Raw genomic sequence first — 25,889 nt, forward strand, 5'->3', positions numbered from 1 at the left:
TCCTCTCATTAAAATTGTAGCATGTGGCTTATACTCAGTCTAACGACTTGTTTACGCGTTTTCAATTTCTTCAATTAGCTCTGAAAGCTCTGCCCAGCGATCAAGCAGTGCATTTAATTCTTCATTTGCTTTTTCTTGTTCTAACGATAGGTTATGCGCTTTTGTATAATCGCTGCCCACCTGTTCAATTTCACTTGTTAAGCGTTCAATTTCTTCTTCTTTTGCTGCAATATGATCTTCGATTTCTTCCCATTCTTTTTGTTCTTTATACGTTAAGCGACGCTTTTTCGTTTTCTCCGGCTGTTTTGGCTTTTCTTCTTTCACTTTAGCCTGCTGAACCATTGCCTGCTTCTTTTTCACCGCTTCTTCTAATTGATCTGTATAAGCGCCAAAATAAGTCGAAATGTTTCCTTCTCCTTCAAAGACAAGTAAGTAATCTGCTACTTTATCTAAGAAATAACGATCATGCGATACCGTGATAACAACACCTGGAAATTCTTCGAGGTAGTCTTCAAGCACCGTTAGCGTTTGAGTATCCAAATCATTAGTCGGCTCATCTAGCAGTAAAACATTTGGGGATGTCATCAACAATTTCAATAAATATAAACGACGGCGCTCTCCTCCGGACAACTTTTGAATCGGTGTTCCGTGCGTATGTGAAGGAAATAGAAATCTCTCAAGCATTTGCGATGCAGAGATCATTTTCCCATCCGTCGTATGAACAACTTCTGCCGATTCTTTAATATAATCAAGCATGCGTTGATTCAAGTCCATATCATCGCTTTCTTGAGTATAGTAAGCAATTTTAACCGTTTGTCCTCTGTCAATTTCACCGCTGTCCGGCTCAATGCGTCCTGCAATCATATTCAGCAGGGTAGACTTTCCGCTTCCATTTTTTCCGACAATTCCAATTCGGTCTTGTTTTTTCACGATGTGCGTAAAGTCTGAAAGAATGATTTTATTTTCATACGTCTTAGACACATCTTTTAATTCAAACACTTTTTTCCCAAGGCGGCTGCCTGCTAAACTTAAATCCAATGATTCTTTTTCAGAAGAATCGAGTTTTCCCTCTAATTCATCAAATCGCTGAATACGCGCTTTTTGTTTAGTCGTACGCGCTTTTGCTCCTCGGCGAATCCAAGCCAATTCATTGCGATATAAGTTGCTTAATTTTGCTTGAGTTGCTTTTTCCTGCTCTTCTCGAATCGCTTTTCCTTCTAGAAAAGCAGCATAGTTTCCTTTATAGCTATATAAATTTCCACCGTCTAATTCAAAAATTCGGTTTGTAACAGCATCCAAGAAATAGCGATCATGAGTAACAAGCAATACGGCTCCTTGATATTTGGATAAATATTCTTCGAGCCATTTAACCGTCTCATAATCCAAGTGGTTAGTCGGCTCATCTAAAATTAATAAATCAGGTGTTTGAATTAGGCTTTGGGCAATTGACACGCGCTTTTTCTGTCCACCTGAAAGTTCGCCGATTTTTGCACTCATATTTGAAATTCCCAGCTTCGTTAAGATCGACTGTGCGTTAGAATTGGCTTCCCACGCGTTCATCGCATCCATTTTCTGCTGTAAATCATACAGTGTCTGCTGGTTCTTCTCGTTTGCAGAATCTTGCTCTAACGCATATAGAGCTAGCTCATAGTTTTTTAATAAATTAAGAAGGGGCGTATCTCCGCTGAAAACTTGCTCTAAAACCGTTAAGTCTTCATCAAAATCCGGATGCTGAGGTAAATATGTCACGCTGTAGTCTTTAGCATGAACAATATCCCCTTCATCTCCCAGCTCTAGACCTGCGATAATTTTAAGAAGCGTCGATTTTCCTGTTCCGTTTACACCAATTAAGCCGATTCGCTCATTTTCCGTAATTGTAAACGTTAGCTGATGAAACAGCTCTTTTTCTCCATATGTTTTTGTTAAGTTTTCAACAGTCAGCATTTTCATAATGATAATTCCACTCTTTCTTAAATTGAACTAAAAATTCTTTCATATATGTATGTCGCTCTTGCGCTAGAGACCGTGCTGTTTGAGTATTCATTAACGCAGTCAGCTTTAACAACTTTTCATAAAAATGAGCAATAGCCGTTGATTTTCCGTGTCTGTATTCTTCCTCTGTCATCTCACTTCGTACAGCAATGTTTTCGTCATACAGAGCCGTGCCTTTAGAACCTGCATACATAAACGTACGTGCGATACCAATCGCACCAATTGCATCTAAGCGATCTGCATCTTGAACAACTTGACCTTCAAGCGTGGCCATAGCCGGACGGTTTCCGCCTTTAAATGACATCGTTTGTAAAATATGAACGATATGCTTGCAGTTCTCTTCTTCTACGCGCTGACTCTTCAGCCACTCCCGCACTTCTTCATACGCTTTTTCAACATCTTCCACTAGCTTATCATCTACCACATCGTGTAAAAGCGCGGCTAGTTCAATAACTTCCCGGTTGCCGCCTTCTTTTTTATATAAAAGCACTGCATTTCGACGCACGCGATCGATATGCTGCCAGTCATGTCCCGTCGTGTCATGCGCAAGCTTTGCTTGAACCCACTTTTCCGTCTTTTCTATTTTGTTCATTTGCTCACCTCAATTATATCCACCATTATTTTAGCACAAAGTAAGGCGCTCGTCTCACTGACAGCTGAGCACCCTTTGAAAACCCTGGCTGAAAAATAAAAAACAGATGGAGATCCACCTGCTTTTACAGCAATTCTTTTATATCTTTTTGAATATCTTTTGGTGCAGTTTGAGGTGCGTATCGCTTCACGACTTCACCTTGACGATTCACTAAAAACTTTGTGAAATTCCACTTTATCGCTTTAGAACCTAGCAGGCCAGGTGCTTGTTCCGTTAAGTATGCAAATAACGGATGTGCATGCTCACCTTTTACATCTACTTTTGCAAACATTGGAAACGAAACGCCGTAGTTTAACTCGCAAAATTGTTCAATATCATTTGAACTTCCTGGCTCTTGACCACCAAATTGATTGCAAGGAAAACCTAGAACCGTTAGACCGTTTTCTTTTTCTTCTTCATACAGCGCCTGTAAATCTTTATATTGAGGGGTGAAGCCGCATTTGCTAGCTGTATTCACAATCAACAGTACGTCACCTTGATAGTTAGATAGTGATACGTCTTCGTCTTTAATTGTTTTTGCAGAGTATTCATACACGCTCATTAAAACGCCTCCTTTTCCCTATTGTAATTCACTTTATTTCTGAAGTACAACTGAAACGCTCTTATGATTTGTCGTAAAGAACCTTTAGCTGATCAGTCGTTTGCAGCATATAATCAATCATTTCGATTAAATCTCCTACTTGATCTTCGTAAATGAATCGGTTAAAGGTTACCGCAATATTGTTTTCATATTCGTTTCCTCCAACTTCATGAGTAATACGCTGCTTAACCACTCTTGTTGTTCCCCAGATCCTTTCACACATTTCCTGTATGTTTCTAAACTCAGCTTCTTCAAACGGTTTTTGTTTTTTCAGCTGAAAATGAATATAAACTGTACAACCTGGTTTTTCTACACGGGAAGGCGTTAATTCCGCATGAATATTATCTAAGTCGGTTGATAAAGTTAGCGACGCGGTACAGCAAAAATGCTGTTGAAAAGAAATGCGGTACGTTCGAGTAAACTGAGCTAAGTCTACAAAATCTTCGCGATTTGTAACAGATACTTGCCCAGATAAGTCAAGATCATAGATCTCTCCTTCTACAACCACTTTTAAATTATCAAATACAATTGGATCAAACATTTCAACTACTTCCTTTTTTATAAAATACGAACAGTCAACTCTTCTTCTTTCTTGCCAAATTAATTCATAACATACCTGTTATTTTGTTTTGTATCATAAGAAAAGCGATGCCAAGGCATCGCTTTTCTCTTAAAAAATACCTAGTGCATGTCCATTCTCGTCAATATCCATATTGAGCGCAGCAGGTTTTTTTGGAAGTCCAGGCATTGTCATAATTGAACCTGTTAGCGCCACGAGAAAACCAGCGCCGAGCGAAGGACGGAATTCCCTCACTGTAATCTTAAAATCAGTTGGTCGCCCCAGCTTCGTCTGATCATCACTTAACGAATACTGCGTTTTGGCCATACAGATCGGCAGGTGATCCCATCCGTTTGCTTCAAATTGCTGTATTTGCTTTAACGCTTTTGGAGCAAAATCTACGCCTTGTGCTCCGTATACGGTTTTAGCAATAGCTTCTACTTTTTCTGGAATCGAAGCTGACACATCGTAAAGAGGAGAAAACTGACTTTCCGTCTCGTTCATGACTTCAAGAATTTTTTCAGCAAGCATGACGCCGCCTTCTCCACCTTTTTCCCATACTTCTGTTAAAGCAACTGGAACATTCTTTGAAGCACACCAATTCATAAGCGCTTCTACTTCACCTTTTGAATCTGTTACAAAACGGTTCACGGCTACAACATAAGGAACACCGAATGCCTGAATCGTTTCAATATGTTTTTCAAGATTTTCAATTCCTGCTTCTAAAGCCTCAATGTTTTCTTCATTTAAACGCTCTTTAGGAACACCTCCATGCATTTTCAGAGCGCGAATTGTCGCAACGATTACTACCGTTTCTGGTTTAATATCTGCCATACGAGCTTTAATATTTAGGAATTTTTCTGCGCCTAAATCTGCTCCAAATCCCGCTTCTGTTACTACGTAGTCGCCTAGTTTTGCAGCCATTTTTGTTGCAATGACGCTATTGCAACCGTGGGCAATATTAGCAAAAGGACCTCCGTGAATGAGGGCTGGAGTATGTTCCAATGTCTGTACAAGGTTGGGCTTAATCGCGTCTTTTAAAAGAAGAGTAAGGGCTCCTTGTGCACCTAAGTCCGCAACCGTTACAGGCTCATTATCCATGTTGTAAGCTACCACAATGGACGCTAAGCGACGCTTTAAGTCTTGTAAATCTGACGCTAAGCAGAAAATAGCCATAATTTCTGACGCAACCGTAATATCAAAACCATCTTCTCGAGGAACACCTTGCATCGGACCACCTAATCCAATGACAACCTGACGCAGCGCGCGGTCGTTTAAATCAACCACTCGTTTCCACGTAATTTTACGTGTATCAATGCGCAGTTCATTGCCTTGATGTATATGGTTATCCAAAATAGCGGCCAGCGCGTTGTTAGCTGTTGTGATGGCATGCAGGTCTCCAGTAAAGTGCAAGTTAATATCCTCCATTGGAAGCACTTGAGCATAACCGCCTCCAGCGGCACCTCCTTTAATTCCCATTACCGGACCAAGAGATGGTTCACGCATGGCGACAATCGCTTTTTTACCTAATCTATGTAATGCCTGAGCTAAGCCAACCGTCACTGTCGACTTCCCTTCTCCTGCTGGAGTTGGATTAATAGCTGTAACTAAAATCACTTTTCCATCTTGTTTTGTGTGTAAACGTTCCATAACGGATAAAGAAAGCTTGGCTTTATAATGTCCATACGGCTCTAACTCGGCCTCTAAAATATCTAGCTGCTCGGCAATCTCTTTAATCGGTTTAATCGTTGCCTCTTGTGCAATTTGCAAATCACTTTTTATTTGCTTCTTAGTTGTCATATAAAAACCCCTTTTCTGCTGAGAATTCTTTTTAAACACTTCATCAAAAAAGGATAAAATCCGTTTTCTGGGGGAGATATGAAGTTTAATAAATACAGGAACAACTGCTCTATAAATTTTACTGAGTTTCAGTCATGCTAAAAAAGCATAGCAATGCTCCAATTTAACCTTATTGTACCATTTCATTTTAGCCATTACGCATATTAATGCTCTTTTTTTTCAAAATTCAATTGCTTAATATTCTGTATATTCCTATAATAGTATATTGTACATAAATGTTGAACCTCATCTTCACGTGAGAAAGAACATTTATACGCGTCATTACTTCGAAATCGAATAGGAGGAATTTTATTGCCTATTAATATTCCACGTGATCTTCCGGCAAAAGAAATTTTAGAAAAAGAGAGAATTTTCATCATGGACGACGTGCGCGCGGTTAACCAAGAAATTCGCCCGCTTAATATTGTTATCCTAAACTTAATGCCGGAAAAAGAAAAAGCTGAAACGCAATTATTACGTTTACTCGGGAATTCACCGCTGCAAGTGCATATTACACTTCTTTACACGGCAAGCCATAAAGCAAAAACAACGAGTAAAAATCACCTAGATCAGTTTTATAAAACGTTTGAACAAATTAAAGAACGAAAATATGACGGAATGATTATTACAGGAGCACCTGTAGAACATATACCATTTGAAGAAGTAAACTACTGGAAAGAACTTCAAGAAATTATGGATTGGTGTAAAACAAATGTGACTTCTACCCTTCATATCTGTTGGGGAGCTCAAGCCGGACTTTATCATCACTTTGGGATTGACAAGCGACCTCTTTCTGATAAATGCACGGGTGTATTTACACATGTTGTATCGAGTGAAGAGCCCATTAAGCTGCTGCGAGGATTTGATGATGTCTTTTATTCTCCTCATTCCCGTCACACTGATGTAGACATGAATGAAGTGAAAAATCATCCTGACCTTGAGCTTCTTTCCTACTCTGAAGAAGCTGGTGTTTATATGGCGATGTCTAAAGACGAAAAGTTTGTTTTCGTGACAGGCCACCCAGAGTACGACGTTCAAACACTGCAAGAAGAATTTCTTCGAGATACAGAAAAAGGACTAGAACCAAAGCTTCCGGAGCACTATTTCCCAAACAATGATCCTGACAAAAACCCTTTAAAAACATGGCGTTCTCATGCCAACCTGCTGTTTATGAATTGGTTAAACTATTATGTTTACCAAGAGACTCCATATCTATGGGAATGAAAGAACCGATCTATCCCAGTGTTCAATTAAATTACGCATGCTCTTTTTCATGTTGAAACTGCAGCGGCCTAGAAATAAAATAGAAAACCTGCCGCTCGTTTAGAGCGCAGGTTTTCTATTTTATTTCCTAATTAAAGCTTTTTTTTCAGAAATCCAGCTTCGACAACAATGATTTGAGAATCCAAAGTTTTTACTCTCTTCCTCATCCTTCTTCATCCTCGTCTAGCTTTGTTTCATCCATTTCCTTCTTTTGTTCTTCTATCATTGTGTCCAGCCATTCAGGCGGCTTTTCACCTTGGTTTTCATTGTATACTTCTGAAGCATCTTTTTCCTCTAAAGAGGATAAGATGTCATGTATATCATTTTGATTGCCCAAAATATTGCCAAATCCCTGACTCACTTTTTTATGACTTCTAAAATTTGTCGGAAAGTTATTACCAAAGTTTACAGCTGAAGCATCTTCGATTGTACCAATATGAATGTCACCTATGCTAAAGATTGATTCTAGAGCCTGATTAGACTCCCTCATTTTTTCTGTATGGATTAGTTTGTAAGGGACACTTCTTTCATTAATTTTAACTGATATTTCAGAAGGACCCTTTTCTTTATTTTTTGCTTTATTATTCTGACTACCCGATTTCCGATTAACATCAGAGTCATTTGTTATTTTTTTACCTTTCTTTCTCGGCGCTTGATATTGATTCGTTTGCGCAGGAAAAGTATTACCAATATTCAAAGTTCCACTAAGTTCCTTTACATCAATATGTTCTAAATAATAAGACAGTTCGTCCAAGTTCAGTGTTTCAACGTTCTTTATATCTAAATGAAAAGATTGGACCTTTTCTTTTGAAAGTTCATTTACGTGTTTTTCTAAGCTTGCGAGCCTTTTTTCAATGTTTTTGAGTATATTCAACACCTTTTCATCCATAGAGTTTGACCCCTCATTTGTTTTAACACTTTTAGCCCATTTACAACATATAGTAGTGTATTAGATAACTTTAATTAATGTCTCATATGTATCGGGAGGAATTATGAAAATAGATCTCCGTTCTCCGCAAATCATTTTTGATGACCTCACCGTAAATACGGTTAAAAACAACGCAGGAGTATTTATAGGAAAAAATATGCAAAAAAATTGGGAAACTACAATCAGCAGCAGCAATTCAGGTTTTGGCACAATTTCGGGAGATGATAATCAACTATCCTACAATACACATCTTGTTCTTGGTGAAGATGATGTAAATGACTCTTTTAAGCAGGCCGCAAAAGAAGCTTAACTCTACGATTTTACTCATCATTTTTTTTAGGGGTTTTCGCCACGGTGGTATTATTTAAAATTTTATTAGAATGACCAACTATTTTTCCAAAACCGTCAGAAATTTGACTTTTATGACTCCATTTATATTGAATATTAACGCCATAAAATAGGCCTGAACTGTTTTGAATTTTATTTACTTTGATGGAATGATAATGAATATTGGCCATAAAAACACCTCACAGACAGCAATTTATTTCAGTTAATACCATATAAAACTCAAATACATGATCTTATGTTTAAATTCTTATCTGCTTCGTCTCTTTAATCATTTAAGCTTTTACGCCTTTTCTATGATATTTACTCCATTTACTATAAAAGTATTCCTCTCATTACTCTTGAGTGTTATTCCTCTAAAATAAGCTAGCAAAAAAACCATCTGTATAAAAGATGGTTTAAGCCTGTTACTCATATATCCTCCCCACTCTGCCAAAATAACCGATTGATAGAATGCCTAATTACTTTTACTTCTTTAACTTTGTGTAACAGGAGCATTGTTGAAATCTATGTGTTCAGAAAAATTGGAATCAACGACGTCATTATCGTTAATAACATTTACCATTTGAGAGGCAAAGTTATTATAGCCAACTATTTCACCAAACCCCGTATTACTTTTCCAATTCACTTCCCAATCTGATTGAGTATTTTCTCCTGTGAAAATACCAGAGTTATTAGAAATATACGTAACATTAAGATTAGTAAATTTTATAATCAACTTTTCTCAACTTCTTTCATCTTCTTTTTCCTAGAACTGAGAAACTGGCTGAGGATTAATATTTTCAGGCTGAGTAATTGGCGTATCACAAACATCCTGATCATTAATGATATTCGTGCTGCCCAATATAGCTGAATTTATAGCAAAACCGTTTCCTAAGTTAAATTTACCTTGGGAATTCCAATCTGGCTGGCTATTTTGACCTGAAGCAATTACTGAATTGGACACCATACTTACCACGTTTATTTGGTTGAAAATGACGGAAACAGGCATTAGTCCATTCCTCCGCTTTCTAAAATTTTAATGTAGTATATGCGTCCGTTTAAAGTATGGTTCAATTGATTTTCTGCAATTAAAAATGTTAGTTAAGTCTACCGTCACTAACTTTATATATTCTTCTCATAAACTCTTTGCATTACCTTTAATCACCAAGCTTAAAATGGGACATTTCTCGATTATCTTTGATAAAGAAAAGTATTTAGGCCTTGCTTCTTTTTTGTAAGCAGCCATGTTTTCTTTTTAATTCGCATTTAGAACATAGTTTTATCAAATAAACAAAGAGATTGAGACATAACGAAATCAATCCAATCCCAGAACGAATGGGATAAATAATTGAGTATGAATCGCCTATGATACAGCTGTTGATTTCCGTGTAATACCTCACTTTTTATGGGATGATGATGAGCTTCCTCGCCGTTTGCGCTCCTTCGGCGAGTTCTTATCTATTTAGCTTTTCTACACCTTGTCCTTCAACCAACCGCTAGAATCAGCTACATACATAAGGTCTACGTTCAGCCTATCCATGAAAAAATCCGAACGATTCACCGCTCGGATTCTTCAACTAATATACGTTTGTCTCAGCCTCTTTAAAGTTCTTTAATATATTCAATGACCGAATCTGGAAATTCGTTTCGAATTCCGCAATTCCCACAATAAAATCCGCTATATTCGTCTGTCGCAACGTACTGTCTTAAAAGAAACAATGTTAACCTGTTTGGGAGACCGCATTCTGTGCAAAACGCCAAGTACTTGCTGCGCTGTCTGTTTGCTGACATACGTTTCATCCTTTCGATTAACTATAGAAAGCGTTTTCTTATTTATATGGAGCTTTCTTATCAGTTTATGACAGCAATTACCGCCTATCTCCAATTGTTGTCGCGGCGAGAAGAGCGAAAAAAGCGCAGAATTAAATTAATGACAAGCACAATAGCCAAAATGTTAATTAATAACCCAAAAATCCCGCCCAGTGCCCCCATATGACCAAGCAAACCTCCAAATAAAAGTCCTGCTAGCCCTCCATACAGAAGTCCACGGGCGAATCCCCCCCGGTTTGAACGAGTAACACCTCGATTTACCGTTCCATTTCTGCGGTTTGAAAAATTAGATCTCGGCTCATTTTGTCTAACGCTTGGCTGTCTATTAAACGAACGCTTTCCCGAACGATACGACCTTGCACTTGCGTTATAGTCATCGTGATAGGAAATATATTCAGCTAAAGGAGATAAACTTAGCGAAAAGATTAATGCTACAGCGATCAGTATTTTTTTCATCTGTTTTTTCCTTTCTTGACCTAATAGTAACTGTTTATTATAGTGCGCTGTTTCATGCATATCATACGTTTTGGAACAAAAGGGCAATTCAGCTTCATACAAATTTTTTAATCGGGTATCATAACGTTATACTTTGTCCTAGAAAGGAGCGTGCATGTACATGATACGAAGAATTAGTATACTGCTTCTCACACTGTGCTTCTTATTTAATGGAGCCCTTCCTGCACTATGTAAAGCGGAACAAGTAAAAAATATAGCTGTGCGTGACCGTTTGCTTTATCAAGGTAATAACCACCTAAAGCAAACCGCCCTAACATTTGATGATGGACCGGATCCGCGCTTTACTCCACATGTATTGGATCAATTGAAAAAGCATGGTATTAAAGCAACCTTTTTTCTTATTGGGGCAAAAGCTCACGAACATCCTGAGCTGGTGAAGAGAATGGTAGCTGAAGGTCATGCTGTTGGGATTCATACCTATTGGCACCCCAACTTACTAAAAGAATCGACTGAAAAGTTTCACTGGGAAATTGCCAAAACTCAGGCTATTATTAAAAACATTACCGGGTTTGAAACACAGCTGTTTCGTCCTCCCTATGGAAATTTAACGCAAGAAATGATCAGCGAGCTGCCAAATGAAAATGTCTATGCGATTAACTGGTCTTCTGATTCATTAGACTGGAAGCAAATCCCAGAAGCGGAAATCACCAAGAATGTATTTAAGAACATGCACGCTGGAACAATTGTTTTGATGCACGACGGCGGCCATTGGACCATGGATCTTTCCAACACCCCAAAGTCGCTGGACACCATCATTCCTAGACTTAAACAAGAAGGATATCATTTTGTGACCGTCCCAGAACTTTTGCACATCCCTTATCCAAAAAATTAAGCTCCAACGAGTTTCTGATTTAGAAACTCGTTGGAGCTTTACAATTTTCTTTAATAGAAAGTAAATATGCCTCCCCCTACAAAAAGAGCGTGTCAAAAGATCTAATACAAATCCATCTTAAAACTCAAAAATATGCCTTATTCCTTCAAAACGTTATCATACTAAAGATACAAAAGGAGGCATTCTTTTTTTGTTCCATCACTCTACAATAGAGGGAATATACGGATAACCTCTAAAATAGGTTTTAAGTTGCATAATTAGGAGTAAATATTACTATAACTACTCTCATATTTTTAGACAAGCTGCATATGTATAAAATGAGAGAGTCGAACGCATTCCACATATCCCTAAATTTCTTCTTCTCACAAAAAAATTGACGAACTTTTTTTGTCAACAGGTGCGTATAGATATGATAGAATTCCTATATAATGACCTGGATTCATTTCTAAACAAGGAGTTTTGACTATGATTAATGAACAAGAGACGTTGTTATTTATTAAAGAACTTGGCCGCTTGTTGAAAGACTATCAAAACTGTTCAAACGCCTCTGTAAAAAGTGAAATATATAAAGATATCGTGTTGTTGAGCAATGTTATCCAGTTAGATCACGTGAACGTTTCTTACGCTTAGAAAATCCTTTTTATTTCTTTATAAATTTCAGTTTTTCTACCATAACTACAGAAAAGGAAGAAAGGAGACGATTTCCATCCATCTCTTTTCTTCCTTTTCTCGTTCTCATATTTTTATGGTTATTTAGAACATAGTTTTATTAAAATTTCCATAGAGTTTTTCGAGTGTCTTCGGTCCAACTATTCCATCTACCTGCAAATAAAGTGCTTGTTGAAAAGCTTTTACCGCTTTGAGAGTGGAAGACCCGAATATACCGTCTGCTCCTCCAAAAAGAGAATAGCCTAAGTGAATAAGCATACGTTGAATTAACTGTACTTGATTTCCTCGATCTCCGTATTCAATTAGCACTCTTGAAACCTTTTCCGTCTGTTTCTCAGGTTTTTTTCCACTTCGAAGCTCCGACAAAGATAAACCGAATGTATATTGAAAATGAGGATAATCTTTTAAGCTTTTCCAATCTCCTCCCCATTCCAACCCGATCCTTTTTCCTACCTCTCCCGCTTTGTTCCATCTTCGATCAATGGTCCAGTCAACTTCTCCGTTGTTATCAAGCAGCGCAATATCAATAGCTAGTCCATAATTATGATAAGAATAGCCGCCTTTGGCATTAGTCACGATACTTCCTGGTGTTGTTCGGCCTTGTGAATATAGTTTGCGCTGCTGCTCTATCGATCTAAATCCTTCAGTGATCACAATAAATATACTTTCTTTATATGCTTGCCTAATGAGTTCGTACGCTTTTTCTTGCACTATTTCATGTACATTCTGCAGCTTATTTTCTGCTTTTTTTAACAGCTTGTCTAATGATAAATCGCTCATACTCCCCACTCCTTAACTAGATGGCTTCTCCTTATATATACGTATAAGACGAACTCTAAGGGAGGCATCCAGTATCAGTTTATGCGGAAAGTAGTTAAGTGGTGCAACAGTGACGCCTGCTGTGTAGAGCTGCTGTTATTTCAGTACCCAGTGGCTGATAGCCTTCGCTACTCCGTTATTGACATTTGTATCTGTCACCCAGTCCGCTGCTTCTTTTACAGCTTCCTGAGCATTTCCCATGGCGATTCCACAACCTGCCGCTTCAATCATAGCCATATCATTTAAGCTGTCTCCCATTGCAATGACTTCATCCATTGAAATGCCCAAACGTTCACATACAGTCATGATCCCTTTTGCTTTGTTAATACCAAGTGCATTAATTTCTAGATTCGTTAAACTAGAATTGCTGATTTCAAAATCTGAAATGCCTGCTATTTGTTTCAGCACTTCTTCTCGTAAAGCATCATCTGGAATATCGTAGCCAAACTTCAGCCATTCCTGTGAAGCAATATCTTCTGGAAATTCATCTCTCCATACTTTATCCGTCGTCACAGCCCAGAAGTTAAGCTTATGCTCTTGCGTTAGATTCCACATTTTCTCAATGTGTGAAGCATCAATTAACTTTCGTTCTACAAGCTGTCCAGATTCATCCCAAATTTCACTTCCGTTTACTGTAATAAGGTAAGAAGACAGCTGAAGAGACTGCGCGTATTCACGGCATGTTAAAAGAGATCGCCCCGTGCTTAATACCACATGAACACCTTGTTCTTGAGCTTTAGCAATGGCCGCACGATTTTCTTCAGAAATTTCTTGCTGATCGTTCAGCAGGGTTCCATCCATATCTAGTGCAATCAGTTTAAATTCTTTCTTTTCATTTGTTTGCATCTTTCTCTCTCCTTCTCATCAATAGTAAGTATGACATTGCGCTGAGTATTTAACTTATACTATGTAACTCTTACTATAACTGTAGCACAGGAACATTTCACTCTGCATCAGATAAGCGCTAAAATGGTCAATTATTCTATGGGGAATAATTGAAGGAAAGCAGCATACCTTTGCCGTAATTTATATTTAAAGCTTTTCATTTTTATTTATTTCAACTAGAATTTTGGTAAAAGGATGTGAATGTTATGAACACTATTATTTCACCGGCTGACTTACATACTGCATTACAGCAACCCCAACACTCCATTGTGTTGCTTGACTGCCGATTTACCCTTGGAAAGCCTGAGGCAGGAGCAGATGCTTATCAAAATGAGCACCTCCCGGATGCTCATTATTTGGATTTAGAAAAAGATTTGTCCTCTGTGGCTACTTCTCACGGAGGCAGACACCCGCTGCCCGATGTTCAAAAGCTCGCTCAGAAGCTCGGCAACTTAGGAATTAATGCTGATTCCAGAGTCGTCGTTTATGATGAACAAAACGGAATGATGGCTTCAAGAGCATGGTGGCTACTGCGATATATAGGAATTGAATACGTACAAATTTTAAATGGAGGTTTTAATAACTGGAAACAATCGGGATATGAAACAACTAAGAGCGTTCCAGCATCTTCTCCTCAAACTTTTGTACCTTTCGTTCAACAAGATTGGGGAGTTGCAGGAGTTGAATACGTAAAAGAGAATCTTCATAATCCTAATGTTGTTCTTGTCGACTCTCGTGAAAAAAAGAGATATCTCGGCTTAGAAGAACCCATTGATTTTGTAGCAGGACATATTCCAGGCGCCATTCATTCTTTTTGGCAAGATGTGTTAACTTCAGAAGGTTTATGGAAAACAGATAAAGAGTGGAAGGAGATGTTTTCAGCTATTGATTCTCACGCTGAAATCATTGTATACTGCGGATCGGGTGTATCTGCTTGCCCTAACGTTTTGGCTTTAAAATCAGCCGGTTTTCCAAATGTAAAATTATATGCCGGCAGCTGGAGCGATTGGATTAGCTATCGTGACAATCCAATCGAGAAAAACAGATAGACAAAGAAGGCTCAGTCTCACCAAAAGTATAGAGACTGAACCTTCTTTTTTTGTATTTTTCTTATTAGCCGCATGCTATTTACTGAGCCTCAACATAAAATCATGAAGCCGATCTAAGGTAAGCAAGTTTTGATTACACGCTTGGCTATCTTGACAAATATAATTTCCTCGTTGGGTAAATGTTCCTTGAACAGTTCCTTTGATTTCAGCAGTGAACATACCGACTTCCTCGTAGCTGTGGCAAAGTGTGCATATTCCCTTCTGGTTGATAGGCTTAAATGTTCCTTGAATACCTTTTAGCTTCTCGGTATACGGATCCTGCGCTACGATAAACTTTTTGTTTGAGCCTTTATCGACCCAGCTAACATATGAAATGCTCCCTAGATCAATGGTATCAACTGAAGGAATCTTTAACTTTTTCACTTTCGGAAACAATTTTTTCACGCCAGCTTCTGTAAACGATTTAAATGGAATCACGTAAGGCTTTATCGTTTCTAAAAACACCTCTGCTTGTTCTTTATTTTTAACTTCAGCAACCGGTAGCAATAACTCTTCCTGTTCCTCAGTAAGAACTTCAAACGCGTTTAATACTTTTTCTTTTGCAAGAGCTTTTAAAGCCTGCAGCACATCGGAATTGTTCACTGTTCCATATCCATTGATAAGAATTTGCGTTTGGCTTTTGATAAAGTTATATTGATCATTTCTTATAAACGCTTCCACGATCTTCACTCCTTCTTCAGGTAATCAGCTACTTTTTACTTTACCGTATGGATTCCTTTTACGAAATGTAAAAAATAAATCAGAAATAAACTATACCTAAAAAAGCGCGGGCATTCAGTCGCCCGCGCTTGATTTTTACCGTTGCTTTTTATATACAATTTTTTTGATGGTTTCGGTTGATAAGAAATATTCACGGGCTAGCTCCTCGATTGAAGCTCCTTTTTTGAACAACGTCTTAATCTGTTCGTTTCGCTCGTCAATCAACTTTCTTCCACCAGAGCAAGTGCCCCATTTCTTCCTTGCCTTCTGCGGCTTTGGAATATAAATGGTTTCTCCTTGAATATATTTTTGAATTTCACTAATCAGCTCTTCAGGTAAAATATTTGTTGCTTTTACATACGTCATTTCTGCCAGCTCCTTATGTGATTTTGCTTATACAATAAGGGGCAAAGCCGTATATATTAGAAATGAGATATGCTCGGTTAGGCGATGTCTATTACTAAACCGTCCACCCCATGCAAAGTATCGCCTCTCTAATATCAGGCTTTGCATGAGACGCTGCAGTATCCGGTAAATATCTTTTATTCACCATTTATTACACCTCCGCTTTACATCGAATGGAAACCAAGCTTGTAGAAAATTACAATTATTGGCTCAGATTTTATTATAAGCTATCTGCAATCTTGCAGACAATACCTTCTTACTTATAAAGATGACACCGTAAATAAAACGAACTTGCAGTGAGCTCGTTGTTCTCCCTGCAAGTTCGTTTTATTTTTGTTATGAACGCTTCTGCTTTTTGTTAGCTGAACTGCTTTGAACACCTTGTTCAGAAGTGGTCGTCCCTTGTCCTTCTACATTTGGTGAACCTAGCTCTGATTTTGAGCGGTCTTTTTTAATTTTACTCATGTCACTCACCTCCAGTTTGTAGTGTACCCTTTGTACAGCTACATATAAGGAGACGCGTGCTGTTTTTATTGTTTCTTGAGCATAAATAGCCATAGAAACGTTAAGGCTTGCTTTAATTCATTTGGGAGCTGTCCAATCAGCTTATCAGTAACATTTCGCTTATATACACCTTCGCCATCGATTACTTCCCAACCATTTTCTTTTGCAAGCTGTTCAAACTCCCACGGCATCATCGTATTGCAAATAACGTCTTCCCCATATAGCCTTTGATAACTGTTGGTACGAGGCTGAGCAGTTGGCCCAAGAATACCTACGCATGCATATCCTCCTGGTTTTACAACTCGGTACAATTCCTTCAAAGCTAATCGAGGATGCTCAGTCCATTCTAACGCATTGATTACCATAACCCCTTCTACTGATTCAGAAGACAGCGGGAGCTTCATAATATCAGCTTGAGCGAACGACAAATTTTCACTTTTATGCAGCTGCGATGCTTTTTGAATCATTTCTTCCGATAAATCAAGACCGATTGTTTTGTATCCAGAAGCAGCTAGAAGAGATGTCCCAAACCCATCACCGCAGCCCACGTCTGCCACTATACCCCCTGATTTAAGATGTTTTTGAACAAATGGAATCACTGTTTTCCGACTTCCGTTTTTCCACATTTCTTCACTTCGGCTATTCCAAAATGATACTTTTTGGTTCCACTCGTCTTGAGCTTGATCATGCCAATTAAATGTTGTCATTTTTTATCCCCTTTGCACTCTTTTCTTTACCTTATCACTTTTTATAATGAATAAAAACGACTATTTCAGCAACCATATAGATGTAAAGGAAGGTGTTTATTTGTATGAAAGAACGTTTCGTTGCAGTACGTAAAAATGCAGACGGTGACCTCTTAGAATTCCAAACGGCTTCAGGAGACGTTTTAACCTATGAAGAAGCGTTAAAGAAAGTAGAAGCTGGGGACGTTGAGCATGTGAGTACCTTTGTAGGGAAAGACGGCGGTACGTATATTCGCAGCATTCCTGACCATGACAAAACAAATAATCTCGATGCATTGCCATCGTTTTAAAGGAGAATGGATATGACAAAAAAGAATAACAAAGGAAGCGCTAATCAAAGTAATCCAAAAACGCAGCACCACCTTGTTGAAATGGGTGAAGAAATTTCAAGCGGGGATAATTCAAAGGGAAACAAACGCAACAAAGATCAGTCTAGTAAAACACAATAAAAAAAGCCGTGCTTTTTAGCACGGCTTTTTTTATTAATGTTGGCTTGGAAGACCTAATGTTGAAAAATCTCCTGTTGCTACGCTTGTTCCAACTGAAGCAACACCTGCTACTAATGTAAACGCTAATGCCATACCGACTAATACTTTTTTCATAATTATTTCCTCCTCTTTCTTTGATTTGACTCTAGTGTATCACAGGATAAAAGTAGATGAATTCCTTTCTATCAGCATTTATCACCTTAAAACCATGGATTTCCTCCATTTTGATAGAAATTTCTCAAAAATTATAATGATAGGAATATTTTAAACAAATAGAGCTTCAAGTTCTTTTTCTACTAGCTTGACGAATCGCTCGTTTCGCTGCAAGGTGAAAATGGTCATAGACTTTTCCATATATTCTTTACCTTGTTCAATTTTACCTAATTTGATTAAGCTCTCTCCTGCTTGGTAATGAAGTTCTCCAAATAAATACATTGATTCATTACTAATGCACAAATCGATTCCTCGGTTGCTATATATCAATGATTCATCATAGTTACTCATATCTCCAAGCGTTTTGGCAAGTGCATTTAAAATTCTAATTTTTATATTTTCGTCTTTTGTTTGGGGCAGCTCATTTAAGCTTTTGAGTGCTGTTTGATATGTATCTAGAGCCTGTTCATACTCTTTCTCTTCATAAAGAATAATCCCAATGCTATTTAAAATTTCAATTTCTCTTTCTTTATAAAACGTTGCTGATTGCTTAGTAAGCTCGATCGCTTGGTACATTTTAGACAGCGCATCTTCTTTGTTGTGATGAATGTAATACACGCAAATACCTTCGTGCCACATTAAAAACTGCTTGTTCAGCGGATTTTGAAACAGGGGACTTTCTTTTTCTTTTACAATGATATTATGAATAGCATCATAATCTCTCTGACGAATATATTGACGAATTAACGATTGAACCGCATCTACGTAATCAAGTCGAGGTGATTCTACACTATCAAAAAAGTAGTTAACATCTACGCCAAGGCGCTTAGAAATTTTATAGAGGGTAATGCTTGATGGATATTCTTCACCATTTTCAATTTTGCTGATTTGCGCTTGTGTACAAATGTCTCTTGATAATTCTTGTTGTGTCAACCCTGCCATTTTGCGAAGGTCTCTCATAACACTCCCAATTCTATACTCTCTCATCTCTTTTCTCACCCTTACTTTCACATAATATATTCTCTCTATAAACATATAGTGCTTTTATTTAGATAGTCAACTGTAAACACGTTAAAAATTTATACACTGTTTCGAAATTGACCATTCCCTATAATAGCAAATTAATCTATAAGAGTAAAATAGTGTATTATTTTTCTTCTCTAAAAAATCCGAACGATAAATCGTTCGGATTTTCCTTCAACTAACATATTTTTGTTCCAGCCTCATTTACATTTTCATTTATAAACAGGATATCCAACAAATTTAAAGTCTTTACCAATTGAAGTAACAGAAAGACGCTCCACGTCCACTGCATCCCACATCTTTTCTACGCCTTTTCCTTCTAGAAAAGTAGGAGCTTCTTTTCCTCCTGAAAGCTTTGGAGCCATATACAGCACCAATTTATCAATTAAACGATTTTCTAGAAATGCGGCATTCACTTCGCCGCCTCCTTCAATTAAAAGAGACGACACAAATTTCTCACCTAGTATAGAAAGCATATCTTCAAGATTTACTTTGTCCTCACCGCTTGTGACAAATACTTCGACGCCTTGTTTCTCAAGCTGTTCTTTTTTTTCTTTTGAATAGCCCTGACTTGTAAATACCCATGTTGGGGCTAAAGAATCCGTTGCTAGCTTGGAATCAAGGGGCATACGCAACTTCGAATCCATCACAATACGAATCGGGCTTCGGCCGCCTTCGATGCGAGTTGTCAGCTCGGGGTTGTCCTTAATGACCGTGTTCACCCCTACTAAGATACCCGCCGTTTCATGACGAAGCTGATGTACATCCAAACGAGCTGCCTCAGACGTAATCCACTTGCTGTGAGAAAAAGCAGTAGCTATTTTACCGTCTAACGTAATCGCTGACTTTAACGAAACAAACGGCTTCTTCGTTACAATATACTTATTGAAGACTTCGTTCATTTGACGTGACTCTTCTTCACATACACCTGTTATGACCTCAATGCCTGCTTTTTCTAAAATTTCAACTCCATTACCTGCTACTAAAGGGTTGGGGTCTAAAGTTGCTATGACCACTTTTTTTACACCGGCTTCAACCAGCGCTTCAGCACAAGGACCTGTACGTCCGTGGTGTGAACAAGGCTCTAGCGTTACATAAGCAGTCGCTCCTTGTGCTTGTTCGCCAGCCATTCGCAGCGCATGAATTTCAGCGTGAGGCTCTCCCGCTTTTAAATGCGTACCGATTCCAACGATTCGATTATCGTTTACAATGACAGATCCTACAAGCGGATTTGGATCTGTTTGTCCTTTTGTTGCTTTTGCGTTTTGTAAAGCTATATTCATATAAAATTCGTGATTGATCAAAGAAGAACCTCCTCTTTTAAGTGTCCTGAACGTTTAACTTTGGTGTCTAGATACTTTTCATTAAACTGAGATACATCTCCCCAAAGTGGAACGCGCCCTGATAAAAGTGCACCGTTTTTCTCAAGTGCGATTAGCTTTTTCGGATTATTCGTAATCAGCGTAACAGGTTTTTGACGCAGCACTTTTAACACACTGATGGCCTCGCTATAGCTGCGAGTATCATCTTCAAATCCTAACCCTTCATTCGCCTCTACCGTATCAAATCCGTTTTCTTGAAGAACGTATGCCATTGCTTTGCTGAATAGGCCAATGCCGCGTCCTTCATGATTTGCTAAATAAAATAGCGCTCCGCTTCCATTTTCGACAATCATTTTCATCGATTGTTTTAATTGAAAACCACAGTCGCAGCGTTTGCTTCCGAATATGTCTCCCGTATGGCAGATACTGTGCATACGAATGAGTGCCTCATGCGATTCTTGAAAATCTCCGTACACAAGAACACTCGATTGCTGCATGTCAGCTAAATTAGCTCCTTGCATTTTTTCAATAAGCTCTTCCGTACTTAAAGATCCTTCTTTTACATTATCAGAACGCAACCATGAATACCAACTAAATACTTGTGTCTCTCCATCTAGATTCACCGGAAGCGTGATAGGTCCTACTATATAAATAAAATGATCATCATTTTTTACTACATTAATCTTATCTTTTAAAATTGAAACAACTTTTTCGTTAATCACAGTCATTTCCTCCTCTTATGTGTCTTTCACTTATCTACTCTTTTCACATTGTGCTCAATCTCTCACATGAACAAATATTTTTTCTAGCACTTCACTACATTTATCTTTTTTAATTGATGTATTAGCTTACTAAAAGTAAGTAACTTTACTTGCTTAAAGTATTATATGACGATACATTTATCTTGTAAAGCTTTTATGTTCTCTTTGTTACTTTTAGTAATTAACTTCTTTAATTATATAAATTATATAATTAAAACATAAAAACGTAAAGTAATTTATGTTCTTTAAGTAATTAAATTACACAACACTAGATAAAATGCTGACTTTGTTTTATAATATAGGAAGAGAATGGAGGTAATAACATGGACGGTTTAGCACTCTGCCCGCGTTTTGAAAAGGCTGTTACTATTCTAACGAAACGTTGGACGAGTTTGATCATTTTTCAGCTACTTTCCGGCTCACAGCGGTTTTCTCAAATGCAAGAAGCACTTCCAGTAAGCGGAAGGCTCTTATCCGAGCGCTTAAAAGAATTAGAGTATGAAGGAATCGTCATTCGTACGGTTATTCCGGAAACTCCTGTTCGAATCGAGTATTCGCTATCCGACAAAGGATTAGCACTGGCGCCGGTAATTCAGGAAATTCAGACATGGTCCAGTGAGTGGATTACAAAAGAAGAAGTGGAATAAAAGAAATCTCTAAAGAAATCAGGAAGGCTTCAATATCGATGTGCTCACAGCCGTTTTCTTTAGAGCTCCATAAATAAAAAAGGCATGCTCCCCTTGAGCACGCCTTTTTTTATTTATGTTATTTTCCTAATGATTCATTTTGAGAAATAATACGCTGTTTCTGGCTTTTTCGGCCGTGCAATACAAGGTATACTGCTATAGCTAAAAGAGCAACAATGGAACAGAATACATACATGCCTTTATATCCGGCTGCTGTAGATAAAATACCTAATAAAAAGGACCCTAACCCCATTCCAGAGTCAAAAAACACAAAAAACGTAGCCGTGGCGACACCTCGGCGATGAGGAGAAGCTTTTTTTACAGCAATGGATTGAAAACTTGATGTAATCGTTCCAAATCCTAATCCAATCAATGCTCCAGCTAATAAAAACACCCAGCTTGTTGTCGCTTGGCTAAGCAAAAAGATACCGATAGCTAGAGATAAAATGGACGGATATACCACGCTGTTTTCTCCGTATTGATCAAACCATTTTCCAGTAAAAGGTCTAGAAGCTAATAAGCACACCGCGTATACAACAAAGAAAAAGCTTGAAGCTTGCGTAAAGCCCATTTCTTTTGCATACATAGACACAAACGAAATAACACTTGCATATGAAAAAGCTACCACAAGGCCAGCAACAGAAATAGGCAGCGAACGGTATTCAAAAAACGCCGCAAGACCTTTAGCTGGCTGTATTTTATTTGTTGCAGAAGAAGCTGGCTCCACCTCAGGTACACGAAGTACTAAACTGCATAATGCTGCTAAAACAGAAGATACAATCGCAACGGTAAAGACCGCTGTATGACCCAAAGTATTTGTTAACGTTAAGCCTACAAACGGACCCACTACCATCGCTAAATTCATGAACGTCGCATAGTATCCCATCCCTTCTCCTTTTCTACGCTCTGGGATCACATTTGCAACAATTGCTCCTGTAGCAGTTGTGCTCATTCCAAAACCAATACCATGAAGCACACGCAGCAGCAGCAGCGCTGATAATGAGTGGATATTCATATATAAAATAGAACCAATTAAAAAGATGAAGACACCTATTAATAGGACTTTCTTTTGTCCTAATGTTGTCATCCACTTACCGGCTAGCGGTCTGAACACAATGCCGGAGACTAAAAAAATTGTCACAATTAACCCTAAGCTTTGCTTACTTGCATGAAGTTCATCCGTTGCAAACAGCGGCAATGTGACAGTTAACATATAAAAAATGACAAAAACAAAAAAGCTAGTCAGTGAGACCGCTAAAAAATCTTTTGTCCATAATTTCGATTTCTGCATGATTTTCCTCCTTTTATCTTTTCATTCGTACCTATTTATTAAAACAAACTAAAGCATAGTCCATAAATAATATGTATACGAATTATCTCAACTCAAACTATTATAGGGTTCATATATGTAAGTGTCAACATGTATTTATCGATTTCATTTTTCTATAGAAACAAATCGATAAATGAAACCTACATTCACCATCACAATGAAAAAATCCGAACGATTAATCGTTCGGATTTCCCTTCAACTACATTACTTTTATCCCAGCCTCTTTTAGAAGCGTCACTTTTTTAAATGAGAAATAATTTGATCCGTTACTTCACCAGTAGTTGCGCTGCCTCCAACATCTGGTGTAATGATACCCGATTCCGTCACTTGCTCAATAACCTCTAACAAATGACTGCCTAATTCTTGTTCACCGAAATGATCCAACATCATTTTAGCCGTCCAAATCTGTCCGATTGGATTTGCAATTCCTTTTCCGACAATATCAGGAGCAGACCCGTGCACCGGTTCAAACATCGAAGGATATTTTCCGTTCACATTAATATTTGCAGCAGGAGCAACGCCAATACTCCCCATAATAGCAGCTCCAATATCTGTTAAAATATCTCCAAATAAATTGCTTGCCACAATGACATCAAAACGACTTGGATTTGTTACGAAGAAAGCCGCCAGCGCATCGATGTGCTGGGAATCTGTTTCAATATGAGGATAACTCTTTGCAACATCTTGAAACACTTCGTCCCAAAACGGCATGGAATGAACAATTCCGTTTGACTTCGTGGCGCTTGTAACTTTGCCTTTTCTTTTAGAAGCTAATTCAAAAGCATAGCGCATCGCTCGTTCTGTTCCTTTTCGAGAAAAAACCGCATTTTGAATCGAAATTTGATCTTCTCCTTGATATATCCGGCCTCCTACTTCACTGTATTCCCCTTCACTATTTTCACGAACAACAATTAAATCAAAGTCTTTTGGGTTCGTTAGTGGAGATGCGATGCCTTTTAGCCTCTTGGCCGGACGAATATTAATTACCTGCTGAAATTCTCGACGAATCTTAATAAGCAGACCCCATAACGACACGTGGTCTGGCACAAGATTTAAATTTCCTACGGCTCCTAAAAAAATTCCGTCAAAGTCTTGAAGCTGCTGTAGCCCATCTTCCGGCATCATTTGTCCGTACTTCAAATAATAATCACAGCTCCAAGGAAATTCTGTAAATTCAAATTTTAATCCCCCGTGAAGCTCTGCAATCGTATGAAGAACTCTAACTGCCTCTGGAACAACTTCTTTCCCTACTCCATCTCCTGGTATATTCGCTATTTTTAACGTTTTCATCAAAAGTCCCCCTGCGTCTTTTTATATAGATCTATACACAATACTTCATGCATTATACTCTTTTGATTATACGCAGGGAAAATAATCATCTCAAGAAAATTCAGAATATACAAACCGTGAAAAAGACATCCCTCAAAGAGATGTCTTTTTCAAATCGGCAAAAACACTCCAGGTGCTTCCCCATGTTCATCGTCATCGAGCCACCATTTAAAGCCTTCCTGTGCAACTAATTTTTGTGCTTCTTCAGGGCCTTGTGAACCAGATGGATATTCATAAAGCGGCAGCATATCAGCTTCAAATGCATCTAATACTGGCTGTACCCACTGCCAAGATAGCTCTACTTCTTTCCAATGGGCAAAAAATGTGGAGTCGCCGATTAATGCGTCGTAAATAATTCGTTCATATGCCTCCGGCACACTTTCTTCTTCTCTTGAAAACGTAATACGAACCGGCTCAATAACGCCATTTTTTAATGGATTTTTGCTATTAAGCTGCAAAGCGACGTTTTCGCTTGGGCTAATTTCAATAATAAATAAGTTTGGCGCTACTTTATCATAAGGAGTTTCATACAGACCTTTTAACGAATCTTTAAATTCAATGACGATACGAGTTGATTTTTCTTTCATTCGTTTACCCGTTCGAATATAAAAAGGAACACCTTTCCAAAATGGATTATCAATCCATAAGCGAGCGGCTACAAACGTGTCATTTTTAGAGTTTGCTTCTACGCCGGGCTCTTCTTTGTATCCTTTAACAGATTTGTGATCAATTTCTCCGCTTCCGTATTGTCCTCGTACAACATCGCGAGCTACTTCTTGTGCTGGAATTTTCCTCAGTGACTCCATTACTTTTTGCTTTTCTTCTAAAATGTTTTCTGAGCAAATTCGTTTTGGAAGATGCATGGCTGTCATCATGAGAACCTGCAGCATATGATTTTGAATCATGTCGCGTATGGCTCCCGTATGATCATAATACCCTGCACGATTTTCAACACCGACTGTTTCACTTGCTGTAATTTGGACATTCGCAATGTGTTTGTTATTCCACAATGATTGCAGTACAGGGTTCGTAAATTCAAGCGCTTCTAAATTTTGTACCATCGGTTTACCTAAATAATGATCAATTCGATAAATTTCTTCTTCTTTAAACGTACTGCTTAGCTTTTCATTAAGCTTTCTTGCTGAAGCAAGATCATGTCCAAATGGCTTTTCAATCATAAGACGCTTCCAGCCGCTCGTTTGGTCTAAGCCGCTTTTTTTTATATGCAGCGCAATTACATCGAAGTATTCTGGTGCTACGGACAAATAAAACAAACGATTTCCTTTACTTCTATGAGTTGTTTCTTGCTCATTCACAAGATTTAGCAGCTGTTTGTAATCTTCTGTTTTGCTTGCGTCTACTGCTTGGTAATGAAACAGCGACAAAAAATCTTCCTCGTTACTTTCCATTTTCCGTCTCGAAAAATCGTTTATAGATTGCTTTACACGCTCTTTAAAATCCTCATGAGATAGCTGCTCGTACCCTGATCCAATAATAGAAATAGCATCAGGGAGCTTTTTGTCTGTAAATAAATTATAAAGAGCAGGAAAGATTTTTCTTTTTGCTAAATCACCCGTTGCGCCAAATAAAACAAAAGTTAAGGACTCCACTTTTTTTCCTCCCGTCAGGTTGTATGTATGATG

The 25,889-nt window shown here is 38.1% G+C and carries 31 protein-coding genes; 8 read left to right on the forward strand and 23 right to left on the reverse strand.

Features of this window, described 5'->3' with window-relative positions; genetic code table 11:
* Nucleotides 1-51: 51 nt before the first annotated feature.
* From ACWATA_RS14590 to ACWATA_RS14610, 5 genes are all read right to left on the reverse strand, one after another.
* Nucleotides 52-1,950 carry an ABC-F family ATP-binding cassette domain-containing protein gene (locus ACWATA_RS14590; RefSeq protein ID WP_034269353.1) on the reverse strand — a complete coding sequence of 633 codons (1,899 nt, stop codon included), beginning with the start codon at nt 1,948-1,950 and terminating at the stop codon, nt 52-54.
* Complete coding sequence (locus ACWATA_RS14595; protein ID WP_033578763.1) at nt 1,931-2,584, reverse strand: HD domain-containing protein; 654 nt, start codon at nt 2,582-2,584, stop codon at nt 1,931-1,933. The genes ACWATA_RS14590 and ACWATA_RS14595 overlap by 20 nt, the downstream gene beginning before the upstream one ends.
* A gap of 124 nt (nt 2,585-2,708) precedes the next feature.
* Nucleotides 2,709-3,185 carry a glutathione peroxidase gene (locus tag ACWATA_RS14600; RefSeq protein WP_028413651.1) on the reverse strand — a complete coding sequence of 159 codons (477 nt, stop codon included), beginning with the start codon at nt 3,183-3,185 and terminating at the stop codon, nt 2,709-2,711.
* Between the two features lie 61 nt (nt 3,186-3,246).
* The gene (locus ACWATA_RS14605; RefSeq protein WP_033578762.1) at nt 3,247-3,765 is read right to left on the reverse strand and encodes a hypothetical protein; all 519 of its coding nucleotides are present in this window, start codon (nt 3,763-3,765) and stop codon (nt 3,247-3,249) included.
* 129 nt (nt 3,766-3,894) lie between these two features.
* Complete coding sequence (locus tag ACWATA_RS14610) at nt 3,895-5,583, reverse strand: formate--tetrahydrofolate ligase (RefSeq protein ID WP_014460474.1); 1,689 nt, start codon at nt 5,581-5,583, stop codon at nt 3,895-3,897.
* Between the two features lie 351 nt (nt 5,584-5,934).
* On the opposite strand from ACWATA_RS14610, the gene metA reads away from it, so the two are divergent.
* Nucleotides 5,935-6,846 (forward strand): homoserine O-acetyltransferase MetA, encoded by a 912-nt coding sequence (gene metA, locus ACWATA_RS14615; RefSeq protein ID WP_013056685.1) that lies wholly within the window; start codon nt 5,935-5,937, stop codon nt 6,844-6,846.
* Nucleotides 6,847-7,048: 202 nt separating this feature from the next.
* Here the strand turns inward: metA and ACWATA_RS14620 are convergent, their stop codons facing one another.
* Nucleotides 7,049-7,774 (reverse strand): hypothetical protein, encoded by a 726-nt coding sequence (locus tag ACWATA_RS14620; RefSeq protein WP_154991426.1) that lies wholly within the window; start codon nt 7,772-7,774, stop codon nt 7,049-7,051.
* A gap of 103 nt (nt 7,775-7,877) precedes the next feature.
* On the opposite strand from ACWATA_RS14620, the gene ACWATA_RS14625 reads away from it, so the two are divergent.
* The gene (locus tag ACWATA_RS14625) at nt 7,878-8,123 is read left to right on the forward strand and encodes a hypothetical protein (RefSeq protein WP_033578760.1); all 246 of its coding nucleotides are present in this window, start codon (nt 7,878-7,880) and stop codon (nt 8,121-8,123) included.
* 10 nt (nt 8,124-8,133) lie between these two features.
* Here the strand turns inward: ACWATA_RS14625 and ACWATA_RS14630 are convergent, their stop codons facing one another.
* The 5 genes from ACWATA_RS14630 to ACWATA_RS14650 all read right to left on the reverse strand — a co-directional run bounded on the left by ACWATA_RS14630 (nt 8,134) and on the right by ACWATA_RS14650 (nt 10,426).
* The gene (locus ACWATA_RS14630) at nt 8,134-8,331 is read right to left on the reverse strand and encodes a hypothetical protein (RefSeq protein WP_034268305.1); all 198 of its coding nucleotides are present in this window, start codon (nt 8,329-8,331) and stop codon (nt 8,134-8,136) included.
* Nucleotides 8,332-8,633: 302 nt separating this feature from the next.
* A complete protein-coding gene (locus tag ACWATA_RS14635; RefSeq protein WP_154991427.1) occupies nt 8,634-8,876 on the reverse strand; it encodes a hypothetical protein in 243 nt (80 codons plus the stop codon).
* A gap of 30 nt (nt 8,877-8,906) precedes the next feature.
* On the reverse strand, nt 8,907-9,149 hold the full coding sequence (locus ACWATA_RS14640) for a hypothetical protein (RefSeq protein WP_014460479.1): 243 nt from the start codon (nt 9,147-9,149) through the stop codon (nt 8,907-8,909).
* Between the two features lie 593 nt (nt 9,150-9,742).
* A complete protein-coding gene (locus ACWATA_RS14645) occupies nt 9,743-9,931 on the reverse strand; it encodes a hypothetical protein (RefSeq protein ID WP_014460480.1) in 189 nt (62 codons plus the stop codon).
* A gap of 84 nt (nt 9,932-10,015) precedes the next feature.
* On the reverse strand, nt 10,016-10,426 hold the full coding sequence (locus tag ACWATA_RS14650; protein WP_029321326.1) for a hypothetical protein: 411 nt from the start codon (nt 10,424-10,426) through the stop codon (nt 10,016-10,018).
* 160 nt (nt 10,427-10,586) lie between these two features.
* Here ACWATA_RS14650 and ACWATA_RS14655 point away from each other — a divergent pair, with 160 nt between their 5' ends.
* Both ACWATA_RS14655 and ACWATA_RS14660 read left to right on the forward strand, forming a co-directional pair.
* The gene (locus tag ACWATA_RS14655) at nt 10,587-11,318 is read left to right on the forward strand and encodes a polysaccharide deacetylase family protein (protein ID WP_049164204.1); all 732 of its coding nucleotides are present in this window, start codon (nt 10,587-10,589) and stop codon (nt 11,316-11,318) included.
* A gap of 465 nt (nt 11,319-11,783) precedes the next feature.
* A complete protein-coding gene (locus tag ACWATA_RS14660; RefSeq protein ID WP_013056680.1) occupies nt 11,784-11,948 on the forward strand; it encodes a hypothetical protein in 165 nt (54 codons plus the stop codon).
* 123 nt (nt 11,949-12,071) lie between these two features.
* Here the strand turns inward: ACWATA_RS14660 and ACWATA_RS14665 are convergent, their stop codons facing one another.
* Together ACWATA_RS14665 and ACWATA_RS14670 are read right to left on the reverse strand one after the other, a co-directional pair.
* Nucleotides 12,072-12,767: a peptidoglycan-binding protein gene (locus ACWATA_RS14665; protein ID WP_154991428.1), complete on the reverse strand. Its 696-nt coding sequence runs from the start codon at nt 12,765-12,767 to the stop codon at nt 12,072-12,074.
* A 135-nt stretch (nt 12,768-12,902) separates the two neighbouring features.
* A complete protein-coding gene (locus tag ACWATA_RS14670; protein ID WP_028413660.1) occupies nt 12,903-13,652 on the reverse strand; it encodes a Cof-type HAD-IIB family hydrolase in 750 nt (249 codons plus the stop codon).
* A 245-nt stretch (nt 13,653-13,897) separates the two neighbouring features.
* On the opposite strand from ACWATA_RS14670, the gene ACWATA_RS14675 reads away from it, so the two are divergent.
* Complete coding sequence (locus ACWATA_RS14675) at nt 13,898-14,740, forward strand: sulfurtransferase (RefSeq protein WP_063247259.1); 843 nt, start codon at nt 13,898-13,900, stop codon at nt 14,738-14,740.
* A gap of 75 nt (nt 14,741-14,815) precedes the next feature.
* Here the strand turns inward: ACWATA_RS14675 and ACWATA_RS14680 are convergent, their stop codons facing one another.
* The 4 genes from ACWATA_RS14680 to ACWATA_RS14695 form a co-directional block, all read right to left on the reverse strand.
* Complete coding sequence (locus tag ACWATA_RS14680; RefSeq protein ID WP_473049928.1) at nt 14,816-15,460, reverse strand: FusB/FusC family EF-G-binding protein; 645 nt, start codon at nt 15,458-15,460, stop codon at nt 14,816-14,818.
* Between the two features lie 135 nt (nt 15,461-15,595).
* Nucleotides 15,596-15,874 carry a CD3324 family protein gene (locus ACWATA_RS14685; RefSeq protein ID WP_285852074.1) on the reverse strand — a complete coding sequence of 93 codons (279 nt, stop codon included), beginning with the start codon at nt 15,872-15,874 and terminating at the stop codon, nt 15,596-15,598.
* Between the two features lie 366 nt (nt 15,875-16,240).
* Complete coding sequence (locus tag ACWATA_RS14690) at nt 16,241-16,369, reverse strand: YuzL family protein (RefSeq protein WP_013056674.1); 129 nt, start codon at nt 16,367-16,369, stop codon at nt 16,241-16,243.
* A gap of 65 nt (nt 16,370-16,434) precedes the next feature.
* Nucleotides 16,435-17,115, reverse strand: coding sequence for a class I SAM-dependent methyltransferase (locus ACWATA_RS14695; protein WP_028413664.1), 681 nt, complete (start codon nt 17,113-17,115; stop codon nt 16,435-16,437).
* A 104-nt stretch (nt 17,116-17,219) separates the two neighbouring features.
* Here ACWATA_RS14695 and ACWATA_RS14700 point away from each other — a divergent pair, with 104 nt between their 5' ends.
* Together ACWATA_RS14700 and ACWATA_RS14705 are read left to right on the forward strand one after the other, a co-directional pair.
* On the forward strand, nt 17,220-17,444 hold the full coding sequence (locus ACWATA_RS14700) for a DUF3892 domain-containing protein (RefSeq protein WP_013056672.1): 225 nt from the start codon (nt 17,220-17,222) through the stop codon (nt 17,442-17,444).
* Nucleotides 17,445-17,456: 12 nt separating this feature from the next.
* Nucleotides 17,457-17,603, forward strand: a complete 147-nt coding sequence (locus ACWATA_RS14705; RefSeq protein ID WP_013056671.1) for a hypothetical protein — start codon at nt 17,457-17,459, stop codon at nt 17,601-17,603.
* 303 nt (nt 17,604-17,906) lie between these two features.
* Here ACWATA_RS14705 and ACWATA_RS14710 read toward each other — a convergent pair whose 3' ends face one another.
* The 3 genes from ACWATA_RS14710 to ACWATA_RS14720 form a co-directional block, all read right to left on the reverse strand.
* Nucleotides 17,907-18,782, reverse strand: a complete 876-nt coding sequence (locus ACWATA_RS14710) for a helix-turn-helix domain-containing protein (RefSeq protein ID WP_014460489.1) — start codon at nt 18,780-18,782, stop codon at nt 17,907-17,909.
* A 248-nt stretch (nt 18,783-19,030) separates the two neighbouring features.
* Nucleotides 19,031-20,122, reverse strand: coding sequence for a bifunctional diaminohydroxyphosphoribosylaminopyrimidine deaminase/5-amino-6-(5-phosphoribosylamino)uracil reductase RibD (gene ribD, locus ACWATA_RS14715; protein WP_033578754.1), 1,092 nt, complete (start codon nt 20,120-20,122; stop codon nt 19,031-19,033).
* Nucleotides 20,119-20,862, reverse strand: coding sequence for a GTP cyclohydrolase II (locus tag ACWATA_RS14720; protein ID WP_033578753.1), 744 nt, complete (start codon nt 20,860-20,862; stop codon nt 20,119-20,121). Before ACWATA_RS14720 ends, ribD begins: the two co-directional genes overlap by 4 nt.
* A 362-nt stretch (nt 20,863-21,224) precedes the next feature.
* Here ACWATA_RS14720 and ACWATA_RS14725 point away from each other — a divergent pair, with 362 nt between their 5' ends.
* The gene (locus ACWATA_RS14725; protein ID WP_154991431.1) at nt 21,225-21,548 is read left to right on the forward strand and encodes a winged helix-turn-helix transcriptional regulator; all 324 of its coding nucleotides are present in this window, start codon (nt 21,225-21,227) and stop codon (nt 21,546-21,548) included.
* A gap of 118 nt (nt 21,549-21,666) precedes the next feature.
* Here the strand turns inward: ACWATA_RS14725 and ACWATA_RS14730 are convergent, their stop codons facing one another.
* The 3 genes from ACWATA_RS14730 to zwf form a co-directional block, all read right to left on the reverse strand.
* Entirely contained in the window at nt 21,667-22,878 is a 1,212-nt protein-coding gene (locus ACWATA_RS14730) for an MFS transporter (protein WP_154991432.1), read from the reverse strand.
* Between the two features lie 273 nt (nt 22,879-23,151).
* The gene (locus ACWATA_RS14735) at nt 23,152-24,207 is read right to left on the reverse strand and encodes a tartrate dehydrogenase (protein ID WP_154991433.1); all 1,056 of its coding nucleotides are present in this window, start codon (nt 24,205-24,207) and stop codon (nt 23,152-23,154) included.
* Between the two features lie 149 nt (nt 24,208-24,356).
* Nucleotides 24,357-25,856 carry a glucose-6-phosphate dehydrogenase gene (gene zwf / locus ACWATA_RS14740; RefSeq protein ID WP_047751128.1) on the reverse strand — a complete coding sequence of 500 codons (1,500 nt, stop codon included), beginning with the start codon at nt 25,854-25,856 and terminating at the stop codon, nt 24,357-24,359.
* Nucleotides 25,857-25,889: the final 33 nt, after the last annotated feature.

The organism is Priestia sp. USM5, assembly GCF_058323215.1.

What these genes read in the sequence shown, in the direction of transcription:
- ACWATA_RS14590 (WP_034269353.1), bottom strand. Translation starts at nt 1,950, where the DNA reads ATGAAAATGCTGACTGTTGAAAACTTAACAAAAACATATGGAGAAAAA.
- ACWATA_RS14710 (WP_014460489.1), bottom strand. Translation starts at nt 18,782, where the DNA reads ATGAGAGAGTATAGAATTGGGAGTGTTATGAGAGACCTTCGCAAAATG.
- ACWATA_RS14645 (WP_014460480.1), bottom strand. Translation starts at nt 9,931, where the DNA reads ATGTCAGCAAACAGACAGCGCAGCAAGTACTTGGCGTTTTGCACAGAA.
- ACWATA_RS14655 (WP_049164204.1), top strand. Translation starts at nt 10,587, where the DNA reads ATGATACGAAGAATTAGTATACTGCTTCTCACACTGTGCTTCTTATTT.
- ACWATA_RS14650 (WP_029321326.1), bottom strand. Translation starts at nt 10,426, where the DNA reads ATGAAAAAAATACTGATCGCTGTAGCATTAATCTTTTCGCTAAGTTTA.
- ACWATA_RS14675 (WP_063247259.1), top strand. Translation starts at nt 13,898, where the DNA reads ATGAACACTATTATTTCACCGGCTGACTTACATACTGCATTACAGCAA.
- ACWATA_RS14600 (WP_028413651.1), bottom strand. Translation starts at nt 3,185, where the DNA reads ATGAGCGTGTATGAATACTCTGCAAAAACAATTAAAGACGAAGACGTA.
- ACWATA_RS14730 (WP_154991432.1), bottom strand. Translation starts at nt 22,878, where the DNA reads ATGCAGAAATCGAAATTATGGACAAAAGATTTTTTAGCGGTCTCACTG.
- ACWATA_RS14660 (WP_013056680.1), top strand. Translation starts at nt 11,784, where the DNA reads ATGATTAATGAACAAGAGACGTTGTTATTTATTAAAGAACTTGGCCGC.
- ACWATA_RS14610 (WP_014460474.1), bottom strand. Translation starts at nt 5,583, where the DNA reads ATGACAACTAAGAAGCAAATAAAAAGTGATTTGCAAATTGCACAAGAG.
- ACWATA_RS14725 (WP_154991431.1), top strand. Translation starts at nt 21,225, where the DNA reads ATGGACGGTTTAGCACTCTGCCCGCGTTTTGAAAAGGCTGTTACTATT.
- ACWATA_RS14670 (WP_028413660.1), bottom strand. Translation starts at nt 13,652, where the DNA reads ATGCAAACAAATGAAAAGAAAGAATTTAAACTGATTGCACTAGATATG.
- ACWATA_RS14665 (WP_154991428.1), bottom strand. Translation starts at nt 12,767, where the DNA reads ATGAGCGATTTATCATTAGACAAGCTGTTAAAAAAAGCAGAAAATAAG.
- ACWATA_RS14695 (WP_028413664.1), bottom strand. Translation starts at nt 17,115, where the DNA reads ATGACAACATTTAATTGGCATGATCAAGCTCAAGACGAGTGGAACCAA.
- ACWATA_RS14735 (WP_154991433.1), bottom strand. Translation starts at nt 24,207, where the DNA reads ATGAAAACGTTAAAAATAGCGAATATACCAGGAGATGGAGTAGGGAAA.
- ACWATA_RS14690 (WP_013056674.1), bottom strand. Translation starts at nt 16,369, where the DNA reads ATGAGTAAAATTAAAAAAGACCGCTCAAAATCAGAGCTAGGTTCACCA.
- ACWATA_RS14630 (WP_034268305.1), bottom strand. Translation starts at nt 8,331, where the DNA reads ATGGCCAATATTCATTATCATTCCATCAAAGTAAATAAAATTCAAAAC.
- ACWATA_RS14705 (WP_013056671.1), top strand. Translation starts at nt 17,457, where the DNA reads ATGACAAAAAAGAATAACAAAGGAAGCGCTAATCAAAGTAATCCAAAA.
- ACWATA_RS14605 (WP_033578762.1), bottom strand. Translation starts at nt 3,765, where the DNA reads ATGTTTGATCCAATTGTATTTGATAATTTAAAAGTGGTTGTAGAAGGA.
- ACWATA_RS14640 (WP_014460479.1), bottom strand. Translation starts at nt 9,149, where the DNA reads ATGCCTGTTTCCGTCATTTTCAACCAAATAAACGTGGTAAGTATGGTG.
- ACWATA_RS14620 (WP_154991426.1), bottom strand. Translation starts at nt 7,774, where the DNA reads ATGGATGAAAAGGTGTTGAATATACTCAAAAACATTGAAAAAAGGCTC.
- ACWATA_RS14700 (WP_013056672.1), top strand. Translation starts at nt 17,220, where the DNA reads ATGAAAGAACGTTTCGTTGCAGTACGTAAAAATGCAGACGGTGACCTC.
- ACWATA_RS14625 (WP_033578760.1), top strand. Translation starts at nt 7,878, where the DNA reads ATGAAAATAGATCTCCGTTCTCCGCAAATCATTTTTGATGACCTCACC.
- ACWATA_RS14595 (WP_033578763.1), bottom strand. Translation starts at nt 2,584, where the DNA reads ATGAACAAAATAGAAAAGACGGAAAAGTGGGTTCAAGCAAAGCTTGCG.